22 protein-coding genes are annotated in these 23,762 nt (G+C 67.9%); 18 read left to right on the forward strand and 4 right to left on the reverse strand.

Annotated features, from left to right (window positions below):
* Positions 1-104: 104 nt before the first annotated feature.
* Both ACNR9O_RS07825 and ACNR9O_RS07830 read right to left on the reverse strand, forming a co-directional pair.
* Positions 105-1,646 (reverse strand): GH39 family glycosyl hydrolase, encoded by a 1,542-nt coding sequence (locus ACNR9O_RS07825; RefSeq protein ID WP_473700720.1) that lies wholly within the window; start codon positions 1,644-1,646, stop codon positions 105-107.
* A gap of 131 nt (positions 1,647-1,777) precedes the next feature.
* Complete coding sequence (locus ACNR9O_RS07830; RefSeq protein ID WP_473681806.1) at positions 1,778-2,470, reverse strand: hypothetical protein; 693 nt, start codon at positions 2,468-2,470, stop codon at positions 1,778-1,780.
* 465 nt (positions 2,471-2,935) lie between these two features.
* On the opposite strand from ACNR9O_RS07830, the gene ACNR9O_RS07835 reads away from it, so the two are divergent.
* The 3 genes from ACNR9O_RS07835 (at position 2,936) to ACNR9O_RS07845 (ending at position 7,931) form a co-directional block, all read left to right on the forward strand.
* Positions 2,936-5,767, forward strand: a complete 2,832-nt coding sequence (locus tag ACNR9O_RS07835; protein WP_473681805.1) for a TonB-dependent receptor — start codon at positions 2,936-2,938, stop codon at positions 5,765-5,767.
* 89 nt (positions 5,768-5,856) lie between these two features.
* Positions 5,857-7,059, forward strand: a complete 1,203-nt coding sequence (locus ACNR9O_RS07840) for a glycoside hydrolase family 27 protein (RefSeq protein ID WP_473681804.1) — start codon at positions 5,857-5,859, stop codon at positions 7,057-7,059.
* Positions 7,060-7,205: 146 nt separating this feature from the next.
* Positions 7,206-7,931, forward strand: a complete 726-nt coding sequence (locus tag ACNR9O_RS07845; protein ID WP_473681803.1) for a FadR/GntR family transcriptional regulator — start codon at positions 7,206-7,208, stop codon at positions 7,929-7,931.
* Positions 7,932-7,970: 39 nt separating this feature from the next.
* Here the strand turns inward: ACNR9O_RS07845 and ACNR9O_RS07850 are convergent, their stop codons facing one another.
* Positions 7,971-8,189, reverse strand: a complete 219-nt coding sequence (locus ACNR9O_RS07850) for a tautomerase family protein (protein ID WP_473681802.1) — start codon at positions 8,187-8,189, stop codon at positions 7,971-7,973.
* Positions 8,190-8,479: 290 nt separating this feature from the next.
* On the opposite strand from ACNR9O_RS07850, the gene moaA reads away from it, so the two are divergent.
* From moaA to ACNR9O_RS07925, 15 genes are all read left to right on the forward strand, one after another.
* Positions 8,480-9,463 carry a GTP 3',8-cyclase MoaA gene (gene moaA, locus ACNR9O_RS07855; RefSeq protein WP_473681801.1) on the forward strand — a complete coding sequence of 328 codons (984 nt, stop codon included), beginning with the start codon at positions 8,480-8,482 and terminating at the stop codon, positions 9,461-9,463.
* Positions 9,464-9,466: 3 nt separating this feature from the next.
* Positions 9,467-10,486 carry a bifunctional molybdenum cofactor biosynthesis protein MoaC/MoaB gene (gene moaCB, locus ACNR9O_RS07860; protein ID WP_473681800.1) on the forward strand — a complete coding sequence of 340 codons (1,020 nt, stop codon included), beginning with the start codon at positions 9,467-9,469 and terminating at the stop codon, positions 10,484-10,486.
* A gap of 8 nt (positions 10,487-10,494) precedes the next feature.
* Positions 10,495-11,733 (forward strand): molybdopterin molybdotransferase MoeA, encoded by a 1,239-nt coding sequence (locus ACNR9O_RS07865; protein WP_473700764.1) that lies wholly within the window; start codon positions 10,495-10,497, stop codon positions 11,731-11,733.
* Positions 11,730-11,990 (forward strand): MoaD/ThiS family protein, encoded by a 261-nt coding sequence (locus ACNR9O_RS07870; RefSeq protein WP_473681798.1) that lies wholly within the window; start codon positions 11,730-11,732, stop codon positions 11,988-11,990. The genes ACNR9O_RS07865 and ACNR9O_RS07870 overlap by 4 nt, the downstream gene beginning before the upstream one ends.
* Positions 11,991-11,992: 2 nt before the next feature.
* Positions 11,993-12,538, forward strand: coding sequence for a molybdenum cofactor biosynthesis protein MoaE (locus tag ACNR9O_RS07875; RefSeq protein WP_473681797.1), 546 nt, complete (start codon positions 11,993-11,995; stop codon positions 12,536-12,538).
* The gene (gene mobA, locus ACNR9O_RS07880) at positions 12,522-13,094 is read left to right on the forward strand and encodes a molybdenum cofactor guanylyltransferase (RefSeq protein WP_473681796.1); all 573 of its coding nucleotides are present in this window, start codon (positions 12,522-12,524) and stop codon (positions 13,092-13,094) included. Before ACNR9O_RS07875 ends, mobA begins: the two co-directional genes overlap by 17 nt.
* Positions 13,091-13,438 carry a hypothetical protein gene (locus tag ACNR9O_RS07885; RefSeq protein WP_473681795.1) on the forward strand — a complete coding sequence of 116 codons (348 nt, stop codon included), beginning with the start codon at positions 13,091-13,093 and terminating at the stop codon, positions 13,436-13,438. Before mobA ends, ACNR9O_RS07885 begins: the two co-directional genes overlap by 4 nt.
* Positions 13,435-14,343, forward strand: a complete 909-nt coding sequence (locus ACNR9O_RS07890; RefSeq protein WP_473681794.1) for an extracellular solute-binding protein — start codon at positions 13,435-13,437, stop codon at positions 14,341-14,343. Before ACNR9O_RS07885 ends, ACNR9O_RS07890 begins: the two co-directional genes overlap by 4 nt.
* Complete coding sequence (locus ACNR9O_RS07895; protein ID WP_473681793.1) at positions 14,340-15,122, forward strand: ABC transporter permease subunit; 783 nt, start codon at positions 14,340-14,342, stop codon at positions 15,120-15,122. The genes ACNR9O_RS07890 and ACNR9O_RS07895 overlap by 4 nt, the downstream gene beginning before the upstream one ends.
* Positions 15,122-16,117, forward strand: coding sequence for an ABC transporter ATP-binding protein (locus ACNR9O_RS07900; protein WP_473688393.1), 996 nt, complete (start codon positions 15,122-15,124; stop codon positions 16,115-16,117). The genes ACNR9O_RS07895 and ACNR9O_RS07900 overlap by 1 nt, the downstream gene beginning before the upstream one ends.
* Before the next feature lie 46 nt (positions 16,118-16,163).
* The gene (locus tag ACNR9O_RS07905; protein ID WP_473681792.1) at positions 16,164-18,488 is read left to right on the forward strand and encodes an FdhF/YdeP family oxidoreductase; all 2,325 of its coding nucleotides are present in this window, start codon (positions 16,164-16,166) and stop codon (positions 18,486-18,488) included.
* A gap of 4 nt (positions 18,489-18,492) precedes the next feature.
* Complete coding sequence (gene fdhD, locus ACNR9O_RS07910; protein WP_473681791.1) at positions 18,493-19,290, forward strand: formate dehydrogenase accessory sulfurtransferase FdhD; 798 nt, start codon at positions 18,493-18,495, stop codon at positions 19,288-19,290.
* A 117-nt stretch (positions 19,291-19,407) separates the two neighbouring features.
* A complete protein-coding gene (locus ACNR9O_RS07915) occupies positions 19,408-20,364 on the forward strand; it encodes a Dyp-type peroxidase (protein WP_473681790.1) in 957 nt (318 codons plus the stop codon).
* Positions 20,361-21,284, forward strand: a complete 924-nt coding sequence (locus tag ACNR9O_RS07920) for a bestrophin family protein (protein WP_473681789.1) — start codon at positions 20,361-20,363, stop codon at positions 21,282-21,284. Before ACNR9O_RS07915 ends, ACNR9O_RS07920 begins: the two co-directional genes overlap by 4 nt.
* A gap of 148 nt (positions 21,285-21,432) precedes the next feature.
* On the forward strand, positions 21,433-22,809 hold the full coding sequence (locus ACNR9O_RS07925; protein ID WP_473681787.1) for an FAD-containing oxidoreductase: 1,377 nt from the start codon (positions 21,433-21,435) through the stop codon (positions 22,807-22,809).
* A gap of 67 nt (positions 22,810-22,876) precedes the next feature.
* Here the strand turns inward: ACNR9O_RS07925 and ACNR9O_RS07930 are convergent, their stop codons facing one another.
* Positions 22,877-23,521: a TMEM175 family protein gene (locus ACNR9O_RS07930; RefSeq protein WP_473681785.1), complete on the reverse strand. Its 645-nt coding sequence runs from the start codon at positions 23,519-23,521 to the stop codon at positions 22,877-22,879.
* Positions 23,522-23,762 lie beyond the last annotated feature (241 nt).

Below are 23,762 nucleotides of genomic sequence, written 5' to 3' on the forward strand. Positions count from 1 at the left end.
TGCGAGTTTGTGCATCCGTTGCCGGATGACCGCGCCCATGCCGTCGGACCGCCCCTGGATTCCCGCAGGTCCCGGCGCTTAAGAGAGAGAGGGAACTGCGCCAGTCAACGCAGTTCCACGACCACCAGCCCTTGTGCCGGCACATCGACATGCAAGTGGCCATCGTTGAGCGTCGCCTGTTCCGGCGCCGCCAGCTCACCGGCCTTGCGCAGCTGCGCGATCTGCTCGCGGCTCGGCCAGTCGGGCCGCCCCATCTTGTCGAATGCGGCGACCGCGTTGCCGTGTTCCTGGTCGAGGCGCCACAGCGTCGCCTGCGCGCCGGTCTTCAGGTGCTTCAGGTCGACGTCGAAATGCTTGTCCGGGCCCGCGGGCGTTCCGGGCGTGTAAGTGGCGGTATCGCCCAGCGGTGGCGTGTAGTTCCATAGCGCCAGCACTACGGTGCCGTCGGAACGGCGCGTGGCGAGCGCGTTCTCGGTGTTCAGCGGCAGCCGCACGTCGCCGAGCTTGTGCAGCAGGGCGAAAGCATTGAAGGCCGGCTTCGGGATACGGTCGGCGGCGATCAGGCCGAAGCCGCCGTAGAAGGGGTTCTTCACCACGCCTTGTTCGTCGAACACGTCGGAGAACGACCAGAAGCTCATCAGCTCGACTTTGCCGGCGCAGGCGCGGATGGTGTTGGCCATCCACGGGCCCATGTACACCGTGTCGGTGACATTGGGCAGGTTGGCGTACGAGGCGTTGTATTCGCTGTAGACCAGCGGCAGCCGCGGGAACGGCGACGCGGCGATCTCCCGGTGCGACTTCTCGACCGCACGACACACCATGTCGCGGCGGGCGATCTTCTCGTCGGTCTTGAACACGTTGTCGGCGGTGTCGTCGCCGTAGACGTGCGTGCTGACGAAATCGATCGGCGTGCCGCGCTGTTTCATCTGCTTGAGAAAGTCCGGCAGCCAGGCGGCCTGCGCCGTGGCCGGGCCGCCCACGCGCAATCGCGGGTTCACTGCCTTGAGCAGGCGGGCGGTGCGGTCGTACAGGTCGTAGTAGGTGGATTGCTCGGGCTTGCCGCCCCAGAACGAGAGGTTGGGCTCGTTCCACACTTCGAAGTACCAGCTCGATACTTCCTCGATGCCGTAACGTTCGATTACGTGCCGGGTGAAGGCGGTCACCAGCGCGTCCCATTCGGCCCAGTCTTTCGGCGGCATCACATTGGGGTGGTACCAGAAGTCGTGATGGCTGGCCGGGTCGGCACTCATTTCCGGCGGCATGAAGCCCAGCTCCACGAACGGCTTGACGCCGCGTTCGAGCAGGCCGTCGTAGACCTGGTCGACGTAGCTGAAATTGAATTGCAGCTTGCCCTGAGCATCGCGCGAGGCCACGCCCATGTCGCGATCGAAGATGCCGTGGAAGCGGATGTAGCCGAAGCCCGTGGCGCTCTTCACCGCGTCGAGATCCTTGCGGTAATCGTCGCGCAGCGCGAGTACGGCTCGGCCGGAGCCGAACATCTGTTCCCAGAAATGCGGCAGGGGCGTGCCCTTGGCCGCCGCGTCGATCTGCAGTCGCTCGGTATCGGCGGGGCTGGCCTGGGCCGTATCTAGCAGGGCGAGGCCGAGAGCGGCGCAGACGGCGGCGCGGCGGAGCGTGGTGAGCATGGGCATGGCGGTTCCTTGCGGTGGAGCTGGAATGTAAACGTTTACATCCGAGGTTTCGCAGTCTCCATGGATCGGCGCCGCCAATCAATATGCGAAAGGTGAAACCGGTGCTCGCGCGCCTGTCGCGGCGATCAACGCGTGTCCGCTTCTTCCAGAAACAGCCCGATCCATGCATCGAGCACGCCCCAGAACTCGACCTGCTCGAGGCGATCCGGATCTTCGTGCCACCACACGCAGCCGGCCGCGTCGCCGCCGGGGGCATCCACGCACAGATAATCGCCGGCGCCGTTGTGCATGACGGTCCTGACTTGCGCTACGCGTGCGGACGGTGCATCGAGCTTGTCCGCGAGCGGTGCTTGTTCGGCGAGCGGCAACGGGCCCATCGAGTGCGATGGAAAGAATGTCCATCCATCGTGGACGTGCTGATGGAAGTGGCGCAGTCCGGCGGGCAGCGCGCGCCATGCCGGGGCATCCGTCGGCACTCGCTCGCCGAGCGGCGGGCGGCCGATGAAAAAATTCAGATCGTCCTGTTCGACGGTGTACGGATAGAGCAACCGCAACGCGCCGTCGTCCTGGCGCAGCAGTGCGGGGCGCCGCAGCTTGTCGGCGAAGAAGCGCGCAACGGCGGGCAGCCGATCGATGACACCTGACCACAGTGTCGCCACGCGTTCGCCGAGCAGCGCCTCCGGCGTGTCGAGCAAGGCGAGCCAGGCGTCCGGCACCGCTGCATCCGCAGGGACATCGGCGCGGTGGATCCATACATCGCCGCGCAGGCGAAAGCGGCGCAGTTCTGCTGCGTAGACATCGGCCGATGATTCGAACATGGGAAGACGAGCCTTTCCGTGGCGACGGTGCATGGGTCAGTAGCGCAATGGTACGCGAGGTCATTGCGATCGATGGCCACGGGTGTGATGCGGTTGGCACGGCGAGGCGAAGTTGTGCCGTATCCCCGCCGGATGTTGCGCCGCAGCTTGATCTGCCATCGAAGCCCATCCAATGATTCGTCTGTCCATCATATTTGTATGATTAAGTGACATTCGAAACCGATCGCGGGGGCGGCCGGTTTCGTAATCCGCCTCGACTAGCTAGCAAGAGCTGGGCGAGCAAGAGCTAGGCGAGCAAGAGCTAGGCGAGCAAGAGCAGGGCATCCGTTGAGCAGGACGGCGCTTTCGGCGTCGGGTTACCTCGCTGTGCCGGCGTGGCAGCAACTGCCGTCGCCGCACAGTGACGCAAGTGTTCGTTCATACGTTCAAACACCTAAGCGTGCGACCAAATTGGGAGAGGGTGGAATGCATCGGCAGATTCTGGCGGGTTCGATTCATCAGGCTTTATTCGCGGCGGCGGCCATCGCGTGTTTCGCCGCGTGCGATACCGCACACGCACAGGACGCGGCGGCCACATCGGGCGGCGCAACCGCCGCACCGGCCAACGGCGCGCAGACCGGCAGCAAGGAAAAACGCGACGGCAAGGACGTCACCGAACTCAACGGCGTCAGCGTCACCGGCCAGCTCGCTTCGATCCGCCGCGCGCAGGCGATCAAGCAGGACGCCACCAGCGTGGTGGACGCGGTGTCGGCCGAAGAGGCCGGCAAGTTCCCCGATCCCAACGTCGCCGATGCGCTGCAGCGAGTGCCGGGCGTGGCGGTGGATCGCAGCGGCGGCGAATCGAGCCGCATCACGGTGCGCGGTTTCGGCCCGGACTTCGTCAACGTGCTGCTCAACGGTCGCACCATGGCCACCGACGCGACCGACCGCGCGTTCAACTTCGACGTGCTGCCCTCGCAGCTGATCAGCACCGCCGAAGTGCGCAAGACCGCGACGGCGGAGATTGCCGAGGGCGGCATCGGCGGCACGGTCAACATCATCACCGCGCGTCCGCTGGATACCAAAGGCTTCCATGCCGCGGCGAGCATCGCCGGGGTCAACGACAACCTGTCCAGCTCGATCAAGGGCGGCGTCACGCCGCGCGCCTCGGCGATCTTGAGCAACACCAACGCCGACGGTACCTTCGGCTGGTTGATCGCGGGCATGTACGACCGCCGCGACCACCGCGAGCAGACCATGAATACCTCCGGCTGGATCACCGGGCTCAACTACAGCCAGATCAATCCGGCCTATACCAACATCGCGCTGCCGCAGACGCTGTCCGGCTCGGACTACGTGCAGACCCGTACGCGCCGCGGCATCAGCGGCGCGATCGACTGGAAGCCGCTGGAACAGCTGACGGTCAAGTTCGACACGATGATCTCCAACTACAAGATCGATTCGCGCTATCACGCGTTCGGTTCGTATATGAATACCGCGGACGTGCAGTCGCTGACCGCCGACCCCAATGGCACCGCGCTGAGCTATGTGCGCGGCAACACAGGCGTGCTGGCCAACGATCACATCGAAGAGAAGAACCCGCGCAACGCCTATAACGAGCAGACCGGCCTGAACCTGGCGTGGCAGTTCAATCCGTCCACGGTGCTGGACTGGGATACGGCGGTGTCGCGCGCGTGGAACAAGGAATCGGCCAACGGCTATTTCATGGTGGTCGGCACCCGCAACATCGGCGTCAACCCGACCTGGACCAATAACGGTTCCTCGCAGCTGCCCAGCTACAGCAACCTGATCTCGACCACCGACGCTTCCGACCTGCGTGCGCATTGCTGCTCGCTGGGCGGCGAATCGCCGAACGTGAGCGACCGCATCCTGCAGAGCCGGCTGCATTTCGGCAAGAGCTTCACCGAAGGCGTGCTGGCCCAGCTCGACTTTGGCGCGGAATTCATGAAGCGCACCAAGACCGAAGTGACCTGGCGCACGCCCAACAGCCTGCTGTGCGGCGAGTACTGCGGTTACGTGGCCTCGATCCCCGCCAGCGTCATCGATGCGCGCGTCTACAACGCCGGCACCATGGTCGATGGCGTCTCGCCCGGCTATCCGCGGCAGTGGCTGACCTACGACGTGCCCAAGCTGCTGGCCTACCTGGCCAGTCCGGCGGCCTACAACCAGCTGCCCAATCCCGCTGCGTTCGCCGCGGCGCTGGCCGCCAACGGCGGCGGCTTCGCGCCAGCGCCGGATCCGTCCGGCTACAGCCAGGTGGCGGAGCGCACCAAGTCCGCCTACGGCAAGGCCAACTTCCAGGGCAATCTGATGGAGCGGCCGTGGTCGCTGGAAGTGGGCCTGCGCTACACCAAGACGGACACCAACTCGCGCGCCTACGCGGTGCCGCTGGTGGCCATCACCATCAACCCGAACGACACCAGCAACGCCATCCCCACTTACGGCACGCTGGCGCCTGTCTCGGCGCAGGGCAGCTATTCGAACTGGCTGCCCTCGGCCAACTTCAAGTGGAGCCTGCGCGACGACCTCATCTTCCGCGCCGCCGTGTCCAAGACCGTCACGCGCCCGGACCTGAGCAACCTGTCCGCCGCCACCAGCTACAACTTCCGTCCGGCGACGCAAGGCGTGACCCAGGGCAACACGGGCTTGAAGCCCTACACGTCGAAGAACTACGACCTGGGCCTGGAGTGGTACCTCTCCGACACCAGCTACCTGGCGCTGGGCGGCTTCCAGAAGAAGGTGAGCAACTTCACCACCCTGGTCACCACCAAGACCAATATCCTGGGCTTCCCCTTCGACCTGACCCGGCCGATCAACCTCAACACAGCCACCATCAAGGGCCTGGAAGCGGCCGCCACGTATCAGCTCACCTGGCTGCCCGATCCCTTCGACGGCCTGGGCGTGGCCGCCAATTACACGCACGTGATCAGCAGCGCCTCGGCCAATGCGGGCGACGTCGGCACGCAGGGCAAGTTCGCCGTGCCGGGCATCGGCGATTCGGCCAATGCCAGCGTCTATTACGAGAAGGGGCCGGTGCAGGTACGCGTGGCCTACAACTGGCGCGACGCCTATCTGGAGACCATCTCCGGCGACGAGAGCCAGCCGACCACGGTCAAGGCCTACGGCCAGCTGGACATGAGCGCCAGCTACAAGTTGATGGAAAACGTGGCGGTGTTCGTCGACGCCACCAACCTCACGCGCGAGAAGATCTCCAAGTATCAGGTCTACACGAACCGGCCCTCGTATGCGGAAATCAACGGCAGGACGATTTCCGCCGGCGTGCGCGCTTCGTGGTGAGTTTCCCCGGACGGGCGGCGCGCCTCCCCCTCGAGTCGTCACGCGCCGCCCGTCATCTTTTTTCCTGAAAGAACGCCTGGAGAGATTGGATGAAAGGTTTTACCGCCACCCTGACCCGCATCGCCGCCTGCCTGGCCGTGACCTTCGCCGCCGCCGCGTGCGCCGAGGACGTCAAGCCGGAGTGGTCCAGCGCCGCCGTGCCGCAGATGGGCTTCAACAACTGGAACTCCACCCACTGCCGCGACGAGTTCAATGAAGACATGGTCCGCGGCGTCGCCGACAAGATGGTCAGCTCCGGCCTGCGCGACGCCGGCTATCGCCACATCAATCTGGACGACTGCTGGGCAGACTGGCAGCGCGACAAGAAGGGCAATCTGCAACCCAACCTCAAGCGCTTCCCGCACGGCATCAAGGCGTTGGCCGACTATGTCCACTCCAAGGGCTTCGCCTTCGGCCTGTACTCCAGCGCCGGCACCAACACCTGCGAACCGCACCAGGCCAATCGCGGCTTCCCCGGCGGCCTGGGCCACGAGAAGCAGGATGCGGCGTTCTTTGCCTCGGTCGGCGCGGACTACCTCAAGTACGACAACTGCAACAACCAGAAGAAGCCCGCCAAGGAGCGTTACGCCGCGATGGGCGAAGCGCTGCGCGCCACCGGCCGCCCGATCTTCTACAGCCTGTGCGAATGGGGCGAGAACAAGGCCTGGCTGTGGGGCACCGATCCGGCCGTCGGCGCGCAGTCGTGGCGCACTACCGGCGACATCAGCGACAACTACGCCTCGATGCTGAAGATCTTCAAGGAGAACGTGGTGCTCGACGCGTATGCCGGCCCGGGCCACTGGAACGATCCGGACATGCTCGAAGTGGGCAATGGCGGCATGACCGACGTGGAATACCGCTCGCACTTCAGCCTGTGGTCGATCATGGCCGCGCCGCTGCTGATCGGCACCGACCTGCGCAAGATCAGCCCGTCCGCGCTGGAGATCCTGTTGAACAAGGATGTGATCGCGGTGGACCAGGACCCGCTGGGCGTGCAGGGCAAGCAGGTGCGCGACGCCGACGGCATCCACGTGATCGTCAAGCCGATGAAGGACGGCAGCAAGGCGGTGGCGGTGTTCAACGAGGGTGATGCGTCGAAAGAAGTTGCGGTGGGCGCGCAGGAGCTGGGCCTGAAGGCCGGCAAGTACCGCATGCGGGACCTGTGGGCGCACAGCGATGCGCAGGGCGATGGTTCGATCAAGGTGAAGCTGGCGCCGCATGCGACGGTTATGTACCGGGTGTACTCGCTCTAAGCCTGCGGCACGCAGGTCGGGGGAGCCGCAGGCGACCCCCGGCCTGCATCCAGGCGCTCGTCCCTGGACGGCTCCTGCACATCCTTGGCAAGATCGCCGCGCATCACCACTACCCGCCAACTCAGCCTGCCGAGGTCGCGTCATTCATGAGGAAGCCGAATGCCGTCCGCAACCTGTACGGTCATGTGATGCAGGAGATCGGCCAGCGCATCGTCAGCGGCAAGGTGCTACCTGGTGAAGTGCTGCCGCGCGAGGAGTCGCTCGCCGAAAGCCTCCAGGTCAGCCGCACCGCCTTGCGCGAGGCGATGAAGGTGCTCTCAGCCAAAGGCTTGATCGAGTCGCGCGCCGGGGTGGGCGCGCGCGTGCTGGAAGAACGCTTCTGGAACCAGCTGGATGCCGACGTGCTGGCCTGGCGATGCGCTTCCATGCCCACCGACGATTTCATCGACAAGCTGGTGGAGATGCGCGAGATCATCGAGCCGGCCGCGGCCGCGGCCGCGGCGCGCCGCCGCACCGAAACGCAGCTGGTCGAAATCCATGCCGCCTATGCGGCGATGGATGCGGCGCAGACGCTGGACGCGTGGGCCGAGGCGGATCTGCGTTTCCACGAGGCCGTGCTGCACGCCACCGGCAATGAACTGCTGACCTCGCTGTTTTCCGTGGTGGACACCGCGCTGGGTACGTTCTTCGTGCTGTCAGCGCGCACCGCGCGCGATTTCCGTTACTCGCTGCCTCACCATCAGAAGGTGCTGGAGGCGATCCGCAAGAAGCAGCCCGAGGCCGCGCACAAGGCGATGCTGGCGATGATTGCCGACTCCCAGGCCAATCTGCGCGGCCGCCGCGGCAAAGGGCGCAGCAAGGCGGGCGGCTAGGGCGACGTATTCGTCCGCCGGCGCACCTGTGGCGCACGGTTACTCGGTACTTGCGCGTGCCGCTTGCTCGCGCTTCCAATCGTCGGTGAGCAACCCCGCGTAGCCCCAGTCTTCCTCGGCGATCTCCTGGATGACCACATGCGTGTGCTCGGGCTTCTTGCCCAGTACGCGAACCAGCGAGTCCGTGACGTCCTTGACCAGTTGCGCCTTCTGCTCCCTGGTCGCGCCGCGGGTGATCTGGATGTTGACGTAGGGCATGGCAGCCGGTCCTTGTCGTGTCGGGGCGCGCATTGTGCCGGACGGGCGTGGAGATGCGATAGCGCGCGCCGCGATAACTGTCATAAGCGGCGCTTATCGCGGAACAAGCAAAAATGACTTGGTGTCCCGTGGCGCCAGCGCCCATACTGCGGGGCATGCACGAGCGGCGCTGGGGCCTGCCGCGGAACGCCCCGACGGAACATAAGTGAAGTGAATGTGATGCCTTCGATGCCTGGACCGGGAGGGACAACGCAGTCGGCCCGCGATTCCCGCCGGGGGGGAGGGCACGCATGTCACCGCTGACCGATCGCTACGGCCGTCACTTTCCTTATCTGCGCCTGTCGGTCATCCCGGCCTGCAACTTCCGTTGCACCTATTGCCTGCCCAACGGCTACCACGCCGCGCCCGGCGCCGCCGCGCCGCTGAGCCTGGCGGAAATCGCGCGGCTGCTGCGCGGCTTCGCGGCGGTGGGCATGCACAAGCTGCGCATCACTGGCGGCGAACCCTCGGTGCGCCACGACCTCACGGATATCCTGCGCACCGCGGCCGCCGAGCCGGGCGTGCGCAAGCTGGCGATGACCACCAACGGCACGCTGCTGTCGCGGCGGCTGGGCGAGTGGATGGACGCCGGCCTCAACGCCATCAATATCAGCGTGGACAGCCTGGATCGTGCCAGCTTCGCGCGCATCACCGGGCACGACCGGCTGGACGACATTCTGGCAGGCATCGACATGGCGCTGGCCGCCGGGTTGCCGTCGGTGAAGCTCAATGCGGTGCTGCTGCGCGACGTCAACGATCGCGAACTGCCGGCCTGGCTCGACTACCTGCGCGAGCGGCCCGTCGGCCTGCGCTTCATCGAACTGATGCAGACCGGCGACAACCTGATGTTCTTCCGCGAGCGTCACGTGCGGGCCGAAGCGCTGGAGACCCAGCTGCTGGAAGCGGGCTGGGAAGCGCTGCCGCGCGCCGCCGATGCCGGCCCCGCGCGTGAATACCGCCACGCGGACTATGCCGGCCGCATCGGCATCATCGCCCCTTATTCGAAAGACTTCTGCGCCGGCTGCAACCGCCTGCGCGTCACCGCCACGGGCGATCTGCGCCTGTGCCTGTTCGGCGAGCACGGCATTCCGCTGCGCCCGCTGCTGCAGAGCGACGACCAGCTCGACGCGCTGGTGCGCACGCTCGGCGGCCAGCTGCAGGACAAGGAGCGCACGCACTTCCTGCACGAAGGCCGCACCGGCATCACTCCCCACCTCGCATCCACCGGAGGCTGATTCATGCATGAGCGCGATCCCCGCGACCACGCTCCCGCCACCCCGTCCCATTTCCACATGGCCGACGTGCGCCGCAAGCGCGCTACCTCACGTCGCGCCGTGGCCGTCGGCGAACTGTTCGCCGGCAGCGCTTTCGAGGCCGTCGCGCACGGCCGCCTGCCCAAAGGCGATGCCATCGCCATGGCCGAGATTGCCGGCCTGCAGGGCGCGAAGAACGCGTCGCAACTGATGCCGCTGTGCCATCCGCTGCCGCTGGAGTACATCGAAGTGCGCTGCGAGCCGGTGCCCGAGCGCCAGGCCATCCGCGTCTATTGCGAAGTGGCCACGTTCTCCCGCACCGGCGTGGAGATGGAGGCGCTGGCCGGCGCCAGCGCCGCGCTGCTCACGCTGTACGACCTGACCAAGCCGGTGCAGCCGGCGTTGTCGATCGGCGGCGTGCGCCTGCTGTTCAAGGAAGGCGGCAAGAAAGGCCTGTGGCTGCATCCGGACGGGCTGAGCGACGCCGAACGCGCGCACTACCGCCCGCGCGCGGCGGCGCGGCTGGAGGGTGTGGCTGCCGCCGTGGTCACGCTCAGCGACCGCGCCAGCCGCGGCGATTACGAAGATCGTTCCGGCCCGCTGCTGGTCGAGCGCCTGCGCGCGCTTGGCGCCGAGACGGGTGCCGCCGAGGTGCGCCCGGACGATGCCGATGCGCTGGCCGCACGCCTGCGCGAACTGGCCGCCACCGGCGTCCGCCTGGTGCTGTGCACCGGCGGCACGGGGCTGGCGCCGCGCGACCGCACGCCCGAAGCGCTGGCGATGGTGGCCGACCGCCACGTCGACGGCATCGGCGAACTGTTCCGCAGCGAAAGCGGCCGGCACACGCCGATGGCCTGGCTGAGCCGCGCCGATGCGGTGCTGGTCGGCGGCACGCTGGTGATTGCCTTGCCCGGCAGCGCCAAGGCGGTGGCCGAAGGCATGGACATCCTCGCGCCGATCCTTGCCCATGCGCTGGACATGGCGGCCGGCGGGGGCCACGCATGAGTCACGAGTTGCTGGATCCGGCCGACGCGCTGCGGATCATCCTGGATGCTTGCACGCCGACGGCGGAGGAAGTCTGCGGCAGCGCCGCGGCCGTCGGCCGCGTACTGCGCAGGGACGTGGCCAGCCCGGCCGACCTGCCGCCGTTCGACAACTCGGCGATGGACGGCTATGCCCTCGGCGGCGGCGTCGACGCGCTGCCGGCCGGCAGCACCTGGCCGATCGAAGGCGAACAAGCCGCCGGTGACGGCGCGCGCGATGCCGCGCACGGCGCCTGGGAAATCATGACCGGCGCACGCCTGCCGGATGGATTGGACCGCGTAATCGCGGTGGAGCAGACCGAGCGGGTCGAGGCCTCGCGCGTGCGCCTGCTGGCGGAGGTGGCGCCGGGGCAGAACGTGCGCCTGTCCGGCTCCGACGTGGCGGCGGGCGAGGCTGTGTTCGCCGCCGGCAGCTTGCTCGCACCGCAGCACCTCATGCTGCTCGCCGCGCTGGGCGTGGCCAGCGTCACCGTCGCCGCGCGGCCGAAAGTGGCGGCGCTGTGCACCGGTCGCGAGCTGGTCGACGATCCCGCGGCGCCGCTGGCGTCGGGGCAGATCCGCAATTCCAACGGGCCGTTCCTGGCCGCGCGGATACCGCTGGCCGGCGCCGAGCTGGCGCATGCCGAAACGGTCGGCGACGATGTCGATGCGTTTCTCGCCGCGGTGGCGCGCTCCCGCGCCGCCGGCGCGCGCGTGCTGATTTCCACCGGCGCGGTATCGATGGGGCGCTACGACTTCGTGCCGGCCGCGCTGGAGCGGCTCGGCGCCCAAGTGCTGTTCCACAAGCTCGCCATCCGCCCCGGCAAGCCGCTGCTGTTCGCCAGGCTGCCGGACGGCACGTTGTTCTTCGGTCTGCCCGGCAACCCTGTCGCCGTGGCGGCGGGGTTGCGCTTCTTCGTCGAGCCGGCGCTGCGCGCGATGCTCGGCTTGCCGCGCGAGCGCGTGCAGCGGGTGCCGCTGGCCAGATCGTTCTTCAAGAAGCCGCGCCTGCATTTCTATGTGAAGTCCCATCTGGCGATGGACGAGCGCGGCCAGTTGGCGGTCACCGTGCTGACGGGGCAGGAGTCCTATCGCATCCGCCCGCTGGCCGAGGCGAATGCATGGGTGCACATACCGATCGAGGCGACGGAACTGCCGGCGGGCACGCTGGTGGAGGTGTACGGCCTGGGTCATCTGGAAAGCCCCGCCTGGGGCTGGAGCGCCGCATGAAGGTCCGGATCGCGCTGTACGGCGCACTGCGCGAGGCGGATCCTCGCGGCTATCTCGAACTGGACGTGCCGCCCGGCAGCACCATCGCGACGCTGCGCGAACTGCTGGCCGCGCATCTGCGCGAGCATGCGCCGGCGGTCAACGCGGGGCTCGTGCGCATCTGCGCGTTCGCCAGCACGGAAGAGATCCTGCACAACCACCGCGCGGTGCCCGAAGACCTGGAGCTGGCGGTGCTGCCGCCGGTGAGTGGAGGTTGAGCGTGGATACGAGCAACCAAGACATCGGCACCGATGACACCGGCATCGACGACATCCGCGTCGCCGTGGTCGAGCGCAAGGAAGGCGTGCTGGATGTCGCGGCGGCGCTGGATTTCGTCTCCGATCCGCGCTTCGGCGGCATCTCGGTCTTCGTGGGCAAGGTGCGCGACTTCAATCTCGGGCGCCAGGTCACCGGCATCAGCTACGACCTGTTCGTGCCGCTGGCCCTGCGCACCTTCCGCGCGATCGGCGAGCGGGCGCGCAAGGAAATCGGCGCGCCGCTGAAGCTGTACATCGCGCATGCGAAAGGCGACCTGGGCTTGAGCGATCTGGCCGTGGTGGTCGCAGCCGGCACGCCGCATCGCGCCGAGGCGTTCCGCGCCTGCCGGCTGGCGATCGAGGCGGTCAAGCACGAAGCGCCGATCTGGAAGCAGGAGCACTACATCGACGGCGACAGTGCCTGGAGCGAAGGCTGCTCGCTGTGCGATGTCCAGCCCGAGGCCGGGCATGATCACCACGAGGCCTCCGGCCATGGGCACGGCCACTGAGCGCCTGCCGTGCATCGGCGTGGTGCTGGCCGGCGGGCTGTCTTCGCGCATGGGGCGCGACAAGGCGCTGCTGTCGTGGCGGGGGCGGCCGCTGATCGAGCATCAGATCGCGGTGCTGCGCGAGGCCGGCGTGGATGAGGTCCGCGTCAGCGGCGACCGGCCCGGCTACGGCGGCGTGGCCGACGCCAGGCCGCAGCTCGGGCCGCTGGGCGGTTTCGCCAGCATCGCCGGCGCGTTGAACGGCGACGCCGAGCTGCTGGTGATTCCGGTCGACATGCCGTTGCTGCATGCGGCGCTGCTGCGGCGCCTGCGGGTCGAGCGACCGGCGGTGCGCTGCCTCGCGTTCGCCGGCCACGTCATGCCGCTGCGCGTGCGCCTGGATGCATCGAGCCGGGCGGCGCTGGACGCGCTGATGGCGCACGACGATCCGCGCCGTCGTTCGCTGCGTGCCTTGCAGGCGGAGGTGGGTCACGAGGAACTCGCGCTCGCCGCCGACGAGGCGGCGCAGCTGGCGGACTGCAACACCGAAACCCAATGGAGCGAGGTGGCCCGATGAAAGTGCAACTGCAAGGCCAGACCTTGCGCCTGCGCATCGACGAAGCGGAGCTGGCGCAGTTGCTCGGCGGCGCGGCGGTGGGCAATCGCACGCAGTGGCCGGATGGACGTGCAGAGCAGCACCAGCTGGTCTTGGGCGACGCCCATGCGTGGCAGCGCGATGCGGCGGGCTGGCAGGTCGTATTGAACGATGCCCAGGTACGCGACTTCGCCTCCCGCCTGCCCAGCCGCGACGGCCTGGAGGTCGCCTTGCCGGTGCCGGGCGGTGAATCGCTGCAACTGACGTTCGACGTGGATGTGCGCGACAGCGTGCGGCATCGGCGGGGTAAGGAGGGCGGGACATGAGGCATCGCCACCTGCTGCGCTGGTTGGCGGCGCTGCTGTGGTTGTTCGCCGTGCCGTCGCCGGCGGCTGACACGTCCGTCCTCCGCGTCGCCTACGCCGGTTCCATGGGCGTCGTGATGGACCAGTCGCTCGGTCCGGCCTTCAGCAAGGCGCACGAGGCGCGCTTCGAAGGCGTGGGGCAGGGCTCCTTCGCGCTGGCGCGCCTGCTGGCCGGCAAGCAGATGCAGGCGGATGTCTTCGTCGCGATCACGCCGCCGCCGATGAAGGTGGTGCGCGATGCCGGCCTGGCCGAGCGTGCCGTGCCGGTGGCGAGCACGCGCATGGTGGTGATCTACAGCCCCGGCAGCCGTTTCGCCAACGACTTCGAAGCCGCGGCCAAGGGCAGGAAACCCTGGTACGAGGTGCTGCGCCAGTCCGGCCTGCGCCTCGGGCGCACCGATCCGGCGGTGGATCCGCAGGGCGCCAATGCCTTGTTGACGCTGCAGCTGGCGGAGAGCTACTACCACCAGCCGGGTCTGCTGAAAGACATTGCCGGCGATTTGCAGAATCCCCAGCAGATCTTCGCCGAGCCGTCATTGATGTCGCGCTTGCAGGCCGGCCAGATCGATGCAGCGGTCGGCTATGCCAGCGCGGCGTTCTCGCATCATCTGCCGACCATCGACCTGCCCGACGAGATCGATCTCGCACAGCCATCGATGCAGGACGCGTGGTACGCGAAAGCCAGCCTCACGCTGGCCGACGGCAAGGTGCTGAAGGCGCAGCCGCTGGTGTTCTATGCCGCCGTGCTGGGCAACGCGAAGCAAGCGCAGCTGGGCGCCGATTTCCTGCGCTTGCTGCAATCGGCCGAAGGGCAGGCGATGTTCAAGGAACGCGGCTACGACCCGCCGCACGGCGGGGCGCTGTGACCGCATTGCCTGCTATCGCGCCATCGCGTTCGCGCCTGGCCGTGTGGCCGGCGGCGCTGGCCTTGCTGTTGCTCGCCACGCCGTTCGTCGGATTGCTGCTGGCGACCGACTGGCGCCACTTCGGTTTCGCCCATGGCGACGGCAAGGCGGTGGGCGTGTCGCTGGGTTACAGCCTGCTGGCGCTGGTGCCGATCGTGGCCTTGGGTACGCCGCTGGCGTGGTGGCTGGCGCGTCATCGCGTGCGCGGGCAGTGGCTGGTCGATGCCTTGCTGCTGGTGGCGCTGCTCACGCCGCCGCTGGCGATGGGCCTGTTGCTCGCGTCCATGTATGGCCCTTACGGTCCGGCCGGCCAGCTGCTGGAACGGGCGGGCGTGCTGCTCACCAATTCCGCGCCGGCTTTCATCCTGGCGCAGTTCTACGCCGCGCTGCCGTACTACGTGATGGCCGCGCGCACCGCCTTCGAGGGCGTGCCGCGCGAGCTGGAGCAGATCGCGCTGACGCTGGGCTATTCGCCGTGGCGCAGCTTCGTCCATGTCAGCCTGCCGCTGGCGCGGCTGGGCCTGGCCGCGGCGGTGGCGCTGGCCTGGGTGCGCGCGCTGGGGGAATTCGGCGCGGTGCTGATCGTCGCCTACTACCCGCAGGGCATCCCCGTGAAGCTGTGGGTCAACCTGCAGGACATCGGGCTGGCGGCGGTGTATCCGCTTTTGTGGGTGTTCTTCCTGGTGGCATTGCCGTTGCCGCTGGTGCTGGGCATGGCTGTGCGCAGGCGCCTGTCGTGATGCTGATCGATTACCGCATCGAGCATCCGGTGGCGCTGCATGCGCGCTTCGAGGTGGATGGCTTCACCGTGCTGCTGGGCGCCAGCGGCGAGGGCAAGACGCTGCTGCTGAGCGCGATCGCCGGCCTGCTGCCGGCCAGCGGCGAACCGTTCGACGGCCTGCCGCCGCAGCAGCGCGCGGTGGGCTATCTGCCGCAGGGGCATGCGCTGTTTCCGCACCTGCGCGCGTGGGAGAACGTGGCCTTCAGCCTGCGCGGCCCGGAGCGCCGCCGCCTCGCCATCCAGTGGCTGGAACGCGTGGGCATGGCAGCTTTGGCGGAACGCTGGCCGACATCGCTTTCCGGCGGACAGCAGCAGCGCGTCGCGCTGGCCCGCGCGCTGGCGCGCCGCCCGAGCCTGCTGCTGCTGGACGAGCCGACGTCGGCGCTGGACCCGGTGACGCGCGACGAGGTGCTGGCCGAGCTGATCGCCGAGGTGCATGAAGCGGGCATCCCCGCGCTGGCCGTCAGCCACGACCCGGCGCTGGCCGCGGTGGCCGATCGCCTGGTGTTGATGCATCGCCGCCGCATCGTGCAGATCGGCACGCCCGCGCAGGTGCACGCGCAGCCGGCCAGCGGCGCGGTCGCGCGCCTGCTCGGCCTGCGCAACGTGCAGCGCGGCCGCGTCGTCGGCGCGGCCGGCGCGCGGCGCCTGTCGTGGCCGGAAGCGGAGGCGGTGCTGCCGGTGCATACCGAACTGCCCGAAGGCACCGTGGTGGACTGGCATATCGCACCCGCGGCGGTGCGCATGCATGCGCCCACGGCGGCGCCGGCCGATGCCATCGCCACCTCGTTCGAACTGCGCCAGACCAGCGCGCATGGCAGTTATCTCGGCATGCGCTGCGGACGCGCGCGGCTGTGGGTGGAGCCGCCTTCGGGCGGCGAGCTGCCGGCTATGCCGATGCTGTCGCTGCCGCCGGAAGCGATTCGCTGCTGGCCTGCCGATCCTCATCACTGACCGCGACTCGTCGCTTCATTTCTCTCTCAAGTTACTGCGCCATCCCATGAGCACGCCTCCGAAGAAAGCCGATCTCGACAAATCCATCCATCCCTACGACGGCCCCGCCGGCGGCTGGGGTGCGCTGCGTGCCGTGGCCGGCGCCATCCGCGGCCAGATGGCGGTGGAGCGCTCGGTCGGTGCGCTGCGCCGCGTCAACCAGCCGATGGGTTTCGATTGCCCCGGCTGCGCCTGGCCCGACCCGCGCCATACATCGTCGTTCGAGTTCTGCGAGAACGGTGCCAAGGCGGTGTCCTGGGAGGCGACCTCCAAGCGCACCACGCCGGCATTCTTCGCCGGTCATACGCTGGCCGAGCTGTGGGAGTGGAGCGACTACGCGCTGGAAGACGAAGGCCGCCTGACCCATCCGATGGTCTACGACGCCGCGCAGGACAAGTACCTGCCGATCTCGTGGGAAGACGCCGCGGTGCGCATCGGCGCAGCGCTGCGTGCGTTGCCCGATCCGGTGATGGCCGAGTTCTACACCTCCGGCCGCGCCTCCAACGAGGCGGCCTTCCTGTACCAGCTGTTCGTGCGCGAGTACGGCTGCAACAACTTCCCTGATTGCTCGAACATGTGCCACGAGGCATCGAGCGTAGGCCTGCCCGAAGCGATCGGCGTGGGCAAGGGCACTGTGTCGCTGGAGGATTTCGAGCACGCCGACGCGGTGTTCTGCATCGGCCACAATCCCGGCACCAATCATCCGCGTATGCTCGGCACGCTGCGTGAGGTGTCGCTGCGAGGCGCGCCGATCGTGGTGCTCAATCCCATGCCCGAGCGCGGCCTGGAACGCTTCACCTCGCCGCAGGACCCGGCCGAGATGCTCACCGGCCGCTCGGTGCCGATCGCTTCGACGTATTTCAAGCCGAAGATCGGCGGCGACGTAGCCACGCTCACCGGCATGATGAAGTGGCTGTTCGAAGCCGACGCCGCCGACCTCGCGGCCGGCGGCAGCGGCGTGCTGGACCATGCCTTCATCGCCGCGCATACCAGTGGGCTGGATGCGCTGAAAGCGGATGTGCTGGCCACGCCGTGGGAGCGCATCGAGCGCGACTCGGGCCTGACCCGCGCGGAGATCGAAACCGTCGCCGGCATCTACGCCCGCGCCGAGCGCGTGATCCTCTGCTACGGCATGGGCATCACCCAGCATCGGCATGGCGTGGAGAACGTGCAGCAGCTGGTCAACCTGCTGCTTCTGCGCGGCAATATCGGCAAGCCCGGCGCCGGCATCTGCCCGTTGCGCGGGCACTCCAACGTGCAGGGCGACCGTACGGTGGGCATTACCGAGAAGCCGAATGCGGCACTGCTGGATGGCATTCGCCGTACCTACGGCTTCGAGCCTCCCGCGGCGCACGGCCACGATGCCGTGGCGGCGGTGCAGGCTATCGCCGAAGGGCGTTCCAAGGCGCTGATCTGCCTCGGCGGCAACCTGGCGGTGGCGATGCCCGACCCGCAGCTCACCTACCCGGCGATGCGCAAGCTGGATCTGGCCGTGCACATCGCCACCAAGCTCAATCGCTCGCACCTGATCCCGGCGCGCGAAACCTTTCTGCTGCCATGCCTGGGCCGCACCGAGATCGACGTGCAGTCCGGCGTGCCGCAGTCGGTGTCGGTGGAGGATTCGATGTCGATGGTGCATGCCTCGCAGGGGCGGCTGAAGCCCGCGTCCGAGCATCTGTTGTCGGAGCCGGCCATCGTCGCGCTGCTGGCGCGCGCCACGCTGCCGGATTCCAAGGTGGACTGGGAGGGCATGGTGGCCGACTACGACCGTATCCGCGACGCGATCGAGGCGGTGTTCCCGATCTTCGCCAACTACAACGAACGCATCCGCGTGCCCGGCGGCTTTCACCTGGACAACGCCGCGCGGCGACGCCAATGGAACACCCCGGACGGCAAGGCGCGCTTCCTGCGGTCGCGCGGCCTGGATGAAGATCCGCCGGTCGCCGGCAACCTGCTGAAGCTCGCCACGGTGCGCTCGCACGACCAGTACAACACCACCATTTACGGCCTCAACGATCGCTACCGCGGCATCACCGGGCGGCGCGACGTGGTGTTCGTGAATCCTGATGACCTGGCCGAGCGCGGCTTGCGCGAGGGCGACCGCATCGATGTGGAGGCCAGTCGCGCGGACGGCACGCCGAACGGACGCGCGGTGCGCGGCTTCGTGGCGGTGGCCTACGGCATCGCGCGCGGCTCGGTGGCGATGTACTACCCGGAGGGCAACGGCCTGCTGGCGCTGGACGAGCACGATACGCGCTCGGGCACGCCCGGCTACAAGTCGATTCCGGTGCGCCTGGCCGCCTCGGCGGCGCAGGCCGGGCGCGAGGTCTGAGGCCATGGACCGTCCCGGCCTGGCGCGCCGCGCCGTCATCGTTCACCAGGGCGCCGGCCAGCAGCAGGGCGAGGACTGGCTGGCCGAGGAGGCGCCGGTGGAGCTGCGCTACAACGGCGAGGCCTTCGCGGTGATGATGGCCACGCCGGCGGATCTGGAGGATTTCGCGTTCGGCTTTTCGCTGACCGAAGGGCGTGTGGCGAGCGCGGCGCAGATTCGCGGTGTCGCCATCCACGAACAGCTGGAAGGTTATGTCGTGGACGTCGACGCCACCGGCGTGGACGCGGTGGACGAGGAGGCGGCCCGTCTGCTGCCCGGGCGCAGCGGTTGCGGGTTGTGCGGCAGCCGGCATCTGGAAGACGTGCTGCGTCCGCTGGCGCGGGTGCCCGCCGGGCCAGTGCTGGCGCCGCATGCGCTGGAGCGGGCGCTGGAGGCGCTGGCGCAGCACCAGCCGCTCAATCGCCAGACCGGTGCCGTGCACGCGGCGGCGTGGGCATCGCCTGAAGGCGACATGCTGCTGGTACGCGAGGACGTCGGCCGCCACAACGCGCTGGACAAGCTGCTCGGCGCGCTGGTCCGCGGCGGCGTGGACGTGCGCGGCGGCTTCGTGCTGGTGACCAGCCGCGCCAGCTACGAAATGGTCACCAAGGCGGCCAGCCTGGGTGTCGGGGTGCTGGCGGCGATTTCGGCGCCGACGGCGCTGGCGGTGACGCTGGCGCAGTCGTGCGGCCTGACGCTGACGGGTTTCGTCAGGCCGGGGCGGCACGTGATTTACAGCCATCCCGAGCGCCTTGCACCGTAGGTCGGGGTGAGCGCGGCGAACCCCGATACAGCCCGCCCGATGGAGATTTGCCGGGTTCGCTCCTGCGCCGGCTATCGTGCGCGTATCCTCTACGCACGTTTTCATCAGGAGTCGATAGTGCCCACCGTTCTTTCCCAGCCGGTTACCTCCACGCTGACCCCTGCGGCGATTTACCTGGTCGCGACCATGCAGCCCGGCGCGGCCGCCGAGGATGCGGTGCGCGCGCTCTGCGGCGACCTGGCGGGACTGTGGCGTGCCGTGCGCTTCCGCGATCTCGACGGCGGCCTGACCTGCGTGATGGGCATCGGTTCGGAGGCCTGGGACCGCCTCTTCGACGGCCCGCGTCCAGCCGGATTGCATCCGTTCCGTGCGATCGACGGCGTGCACCGGGCGGTATCCACGCCGGGCGACCTGCTTTTCCACATCCGTGCCACGCGCATGGATCTGTGTTTCGAGCTGGCGACCCAGATCATGTCCCGCCTGGGCGATAGCGTGACCGTGGTGGACGAAGTCCACGGCTTCAAATATTTCGACGAACGCGACTTGCTCGGCTTCGTCGACGGCACCGAGAACCCGGTGGACGAGGAAGCCGTCGCCGCAGCCATCGTCGGCGACGAGGATGCCGGCTTCACCGGCGGCAGCTACGTGATCGTGCAGAAGTACCTGCACGACCTGAAGGCCTGGGAGGCCATTCCGGTCGAGCAGCAGGAGCGCATCATCGGCCGCAAGAAACTCTCGGACATCGAGCTGGACGACGATGCCAAGCCTTCGTACGCGCACAACGTGCTGACCGTGATCGAGGAGAACGGCGAGGAGCTGGACATCCTGCGCCACAACATGCCGTTCGGCGATGTCGGCAAGGGCGAGTTCGGCACGTACTTCATCGGCTACGCGTGTTCGCCCGACCGCATCGAAAAGATGCTGGTGAACATGTTCGTCGGCAAGCCGCCGGGCAACTACGACCGTCTGCTGGACGTGAGCAGGGCGGTCACCGGCACGCTGTTCTTCGTGCCGTCGGCCACCTTCCTCGCCGACATCCCGGCGAAGGCCGCCGCGGCCGCCGAGGCCACGTGATCGTCCGCCCCACCCATAGCCACTCGGTCGCGACGCTGCTGTTTGCGATGCGCGGCTCGGTGATTCCGATCATCTGGCCGCGCGTGCTGTACACGGTCCTGCTGTCGCTGGCGGTGGTGGTGGCGACATGGCAGGGCGTGGCGCTGCATTTCACGCTGGATGCGGCACCGCTGACGCTGCTGGGCCTGACCCTGGCGATCTTCCTGGGTTTTCGCAACACGGTGGCCTACCAGCGCTGGTGGGAAGCGCGCACGCTGTGGGGCGAACTGGTGATCGCGGCGCGCAGCCTCGCGCGGCAGACGGTGGCTTTTTTGCCGGCGCTGAGTGCCGGGCGCCGGCAACAGCTGGTCTATGGATTGATCGCTTTCACCCATGCGCTGCGCCATCACCTGCGCGGCACGGACCCGGAAGCAGACCTTCGTCACTGGCTGAGCGCCGACCTGTGCGCCGCCGTGCTCGCCTCGCCGAACCGACCCAATGCGGTGCTCGGCGCCCTGGGCAAGGCTTACGCGGAAGCGGCGCGCGATGCCGATGCAGGCGACATCCTGCTTGCGCGCATGGATGGCGAACTCGATCACTTGTCGAATGTGCTCGGCGGCTGCGAGCGCATCAAGGGCACGCCCATTCCCTTCGCCTACATCCTGCTGCTGCATCGCACGGTGCACGTGTACTGCTTCATGCTGCCGTTCTGCCTGATGCGGCCGTTCGGCTGGCTGACGCCGCTGGCGGTCGGCGTGGTGGCTTATACCTTCTTCGGCCTGGATGCCATCGGCGAGCAGATCGAGGACCCGTTCGACCTGCTGCCGAACGATCTGCCGCTGGATGCGCTGAGCCGCAACGTGGAGATCAGCCTGCGCAGCCTGCTGGGCGAAACCGATCTGCCGCAGCCGCTGGAGCCGAAGGACTTCGTGCTCACCTAGTCCGCAGGTTGGGGTGAGCGCAGCGAACCCCAGCGAGACCTTGCCATGTGTCGCTTCGTTGGGGTTCGCTGCGCTCACCCCAACCTACACCGATTCTTGAGCGCCGATGAGCGATGATGCTCGTCTCCATCATGCGCAAGGCCATCTCATGAACCAGCACTTCGATGCCGTGGTGATCGGCGCCGGCCAGGCCGGTCCGCCGCTCGCCGAACGCCTGGGCAAGGCGGGGCGGCGCGTCGCCGTGATCGAGCGCAAGCTGGTCGGCGGCACGTGCGTCAATACCGGCTGCATTCCCACCAAGGCCATGGTCGCGAGCGCCTACGTGGCGCACATGTCGCGGCGCGCGCACGAATACGGCGTGCGCCGCGGCGACGACGGCGGCGTCGACATGCGGCGGGTGTGGGAGCGCACCCAGGGCATTTCGGGCAAGGCGCGGCAGGGCGTGGAGCAATGGCTGCGCGGCATGCCCAACGTCACGCTGCTGCAAGGGCATGCGCGCTTCGAGGCGCCGCACCGCCTGCGTCTGGGCGATGCGCTGATCGAGGCGGAGTCGTTCTTCGTCAACGTGGGCGGGCGCGCGTCGGTGCCGGATTTCCCGGGTATCGACGACGTGCCGTACCTGACCAACACCGGCATGATGGCGCTGAGCGAGCTGCCGGAGCACCTGATCATCGTCGGCGGCAGCTACATCGGGCTGGAGTTCGGTCAGATGTTCCGGCGCTTCGGTTCGCAGGTGACCATCGTCGAGCGCTCGCCGCGCTTCCTGCCGCGCGAGGATGCCGATGTCGCCGACGCGGTGCTGGCCATGCTGCGCGACGAGGGCATCACAGTGCACCTGGGGGCCGAATGCATCGCGCTGGAAGGCAAGGCCGGCGCCATTCGGGTGAAGGCGCGCGGCAACCAGCTCTGCGAAAAGGCCATAGGCAGCCATCTGCTGCTTGCGGTGGGGCGGCGCCCCAATACCGACGACCTGGGCCTGGAGCAGGCCGGCGTCGCGCTCGACGAGCGCGGCTATATCCAGGTGGACGACCACGGCCGCAGCAACGTGCCACACATCTGGGCGATGGGCGACTGCAATGGTAAAGGTGCTTTCACCCACACCTCGTACAACGATTTCGAGATCGTCGCCGATGCCGTGCTGGGGCAGGGCAGGCGGCGCATCGCCGACCGCATTCCCGTGTACAGCCTGTTCACCGATCCGCCGCTGGCGCGCATCGGCATGAGCGAAGAAGAGGCTCGCAAGGCAGGCCGCGACGTGCTGGTCGGCATGCGGCCAATGGCGCGGGTGGGGCGCGCCGTCGAGCGCGGCGAAACGGTGGGCTTCATGAAGGTGGTCGTCGATGGCGCCTCGAAGAAGCTGCTCGGCGCGGCCATCTTCGGCGTGAACGGCGACGAGGCGATCCATAGCCTGCTCGACACGATGTATGCGCAGGCGCCGTATACGACGGTCGCCGAGGCCATGCATATCCACCCGACGGTGGCGGAATTGTTGCCGACGGTGCTGCAGGATCTGCGGGCGGGGTGATGCGGCAGCGCCGTGGTGCAGCGGCGCAGGTCGGGGTTCGCTTCGCTCCCCCCGACCTGCGCGTGTGTCAGGCGGTCGCTTCGGTGCGTCGCCCCATCTTTCCCGAAGCGAAACGCAGCGCCAGTCCGGCCGCGCACAGCAGCACCGCGAACACCTTCATGTGCAGGGCGAACAACGCCACCGCGCCGAACAGCACCGCCACGAACAGTTCCTGGAACAGCCAGCTCCATGCGCGCGGTGCGGGCACATCCGGGGCGAGCTTGCCGACGAAGGCGGCATAGCCCCACGAGGCGGCAAGGAGCAGGTAGTTGACCAGCAACGCCATCGAATAGATCAGCATGCCGTGCTCGGCGATCTCGCCGCCCTCGGTCATCATCACGCGGATCACCACCGGCATCAGCGATACCACGCTGAGCACCGCGAGCGTGAGCACGGTCATGGGCGTATCTACCCGGCGCAGGTGGGTCAATACACGCCGGTGGCGGATCCACACGCCGCCGACGATGAAGAAGCTCAGGAAGTAGATCAGCAGCGGCGTCGTCCACAGCTCGATCAGGCTATGCGTGCCCGTCACGGTCCCCTCGGGCTTCAGTTCGACAGCCGACAGCGTCATGGCGATCGCGAACACGCCGTCGGAGAGCATGACCAGCCGGTCGAAATGGCGCTGATGGATGTGATGCTCGCGCACCGGCTGCGGATGGTTGGCTTCCACGTCGTTTCCTTCCCCCTGGTTGGCAGCGCGCATGATGCCCCAGCCAGGAGTGCCGCTATAAGCCGTTGTTTGGATTGGGTGCGGATGTCCTGTGCAGGACGGGAGGGCCGGGCGCTGTGTCGGTGCATCGATGGGCCGTCGGCGCAGCGATCACCGCGCGATCGCTCGCGTGAAGAAAAAGTGCATGGCGGAGCGCGATGTATTTGGACGTCTAAATGTCCAATCGATTTCGCACGAAAGA

This window comes from Dyella sp. CR10 (assembly GCF_055814425.1).

What these genes read in the sequence shown, in the direction of transcription:
- ACNR9O_RS07825 (WP_473700720.1), bottom strand. Translation starts at nt 1,646, where the DNA reads ATGCTCACCACGCTCCGCCGCGCCGCCGTCTGCGCCGCTCTCGGCCTC.
- ACNR9O_RS07830 (WP_473681806.1), bottom strand. Translation starts at nt 2,470, where the DNA reads ATGTTCGAATCATCGGCCGATGTCTACGCAGCAGAACTGCGCCGCTTT.
- ACNR9O_RS07835 (WP_473681805.1), top strand. Translation starts at nt 2,936, where the DNA reads ATGCATCGGCAGATTCTGGCGGGTTCGATTCATCAGGCTTTATTCGCG.
- ACNR9O_RS07840 (WP_473681804.1), top strand. Translation starts at nt 5,857, where the DNA reads ATGAAAGGTTTTACCGCCACCCTGACCCGCATCGCCGCCTGCCTGGCC.
- ACNR9O_RS07845 (WP_473681803.1), top strand. Translation starts at nt 7,206, where the DNA reads ATGAGGAAGCCGAATGCCGTCCGCAACCTGTACGGTCATGTGATGCAG.
- ACNR9O_RS07850 (WP_473681802.1), bottom strand. Translation starts at nt 8,189, where the DNA reads ATGCCCTACGTCAACATCCAGATCACCCGCGGCGCGACCAGGGAGCAG.
- moaA (WP_473681801.1), top strand. Translation starts at nt 8,480, where the DNA reads ATGTCACCGCTGACCGATCGCTACGGCCGTCACTTTCCTTATCTGCGC.
- moaCB (WP_473681800.1), top strand. Translation starts at nt 9,467, where the DNA reads ATGCATGAGCGCGATCCCCGCGACCACGCTCCCGCCACCCCGTCCCAT.
- ACNR9O_RS07870 (WP_473681798.1), top strand. Translation starts at nt 11,730, where the DNA reads ATGAAGGTCCGGATCGCGCTGTACGGCGCACTGCGCGAGGCGGATCCT.
- mobA (WP_473681796.1), top strand. Translation starts at nt 12,522, where the DNA reads ATGGGCACGGCCACTGAGCGCCTGCCGTGCATCGGCGTGGTGCTGGCC.
- ACNR9O_RS07885 (WP_473681795.1), top strand. Translation starts at nt 13,091, where the DNA reads ATGAAAGTGCAACTGCAAGGCCAGACCTTGCGCCTGCGCATCGACGAA.
- ACNR9O_RS07890 (WP_473681794.1), top strand. Translation starts at nt 13,435, where the DNA reads ATGAGGCATCGCCACCTGCTGCGCTGGTTGGCGGCGCTGCTGTGGTTG.
- ACNR9O_RS07900 (WP_473688393.1), top strand. Translation starts at nt 15,122, where the DNA reads ATGCTGATCGATTACCGCATCGAGCATCCGGTGGCGCTGCATGCGCGC.
- ACNR9O_RS07905 (WP_473681792.1), top strand. Translation starts at nt 16,164, where the DNA reads ATGAGCACGCCTCCGAAGAAAGCCGATCTCGACAAATCCATCCATCCC.
- fdhD (WP_473681791.1), top strand. Translation starts at nt 18,493, where the DNA reads ATGGACCGTCCCGGCCTGGCGCGCCGCGCCGTCATCGTTCACCAGGGC.
- ACNR9O_RS07925 (WP_473681787.1), top strand. Translation starts at nt 21,433, where the DNA reads ATGAACCAGCACTTCGATGCCGTGGTGATCGGCGCCGGCCAGGCCGGT.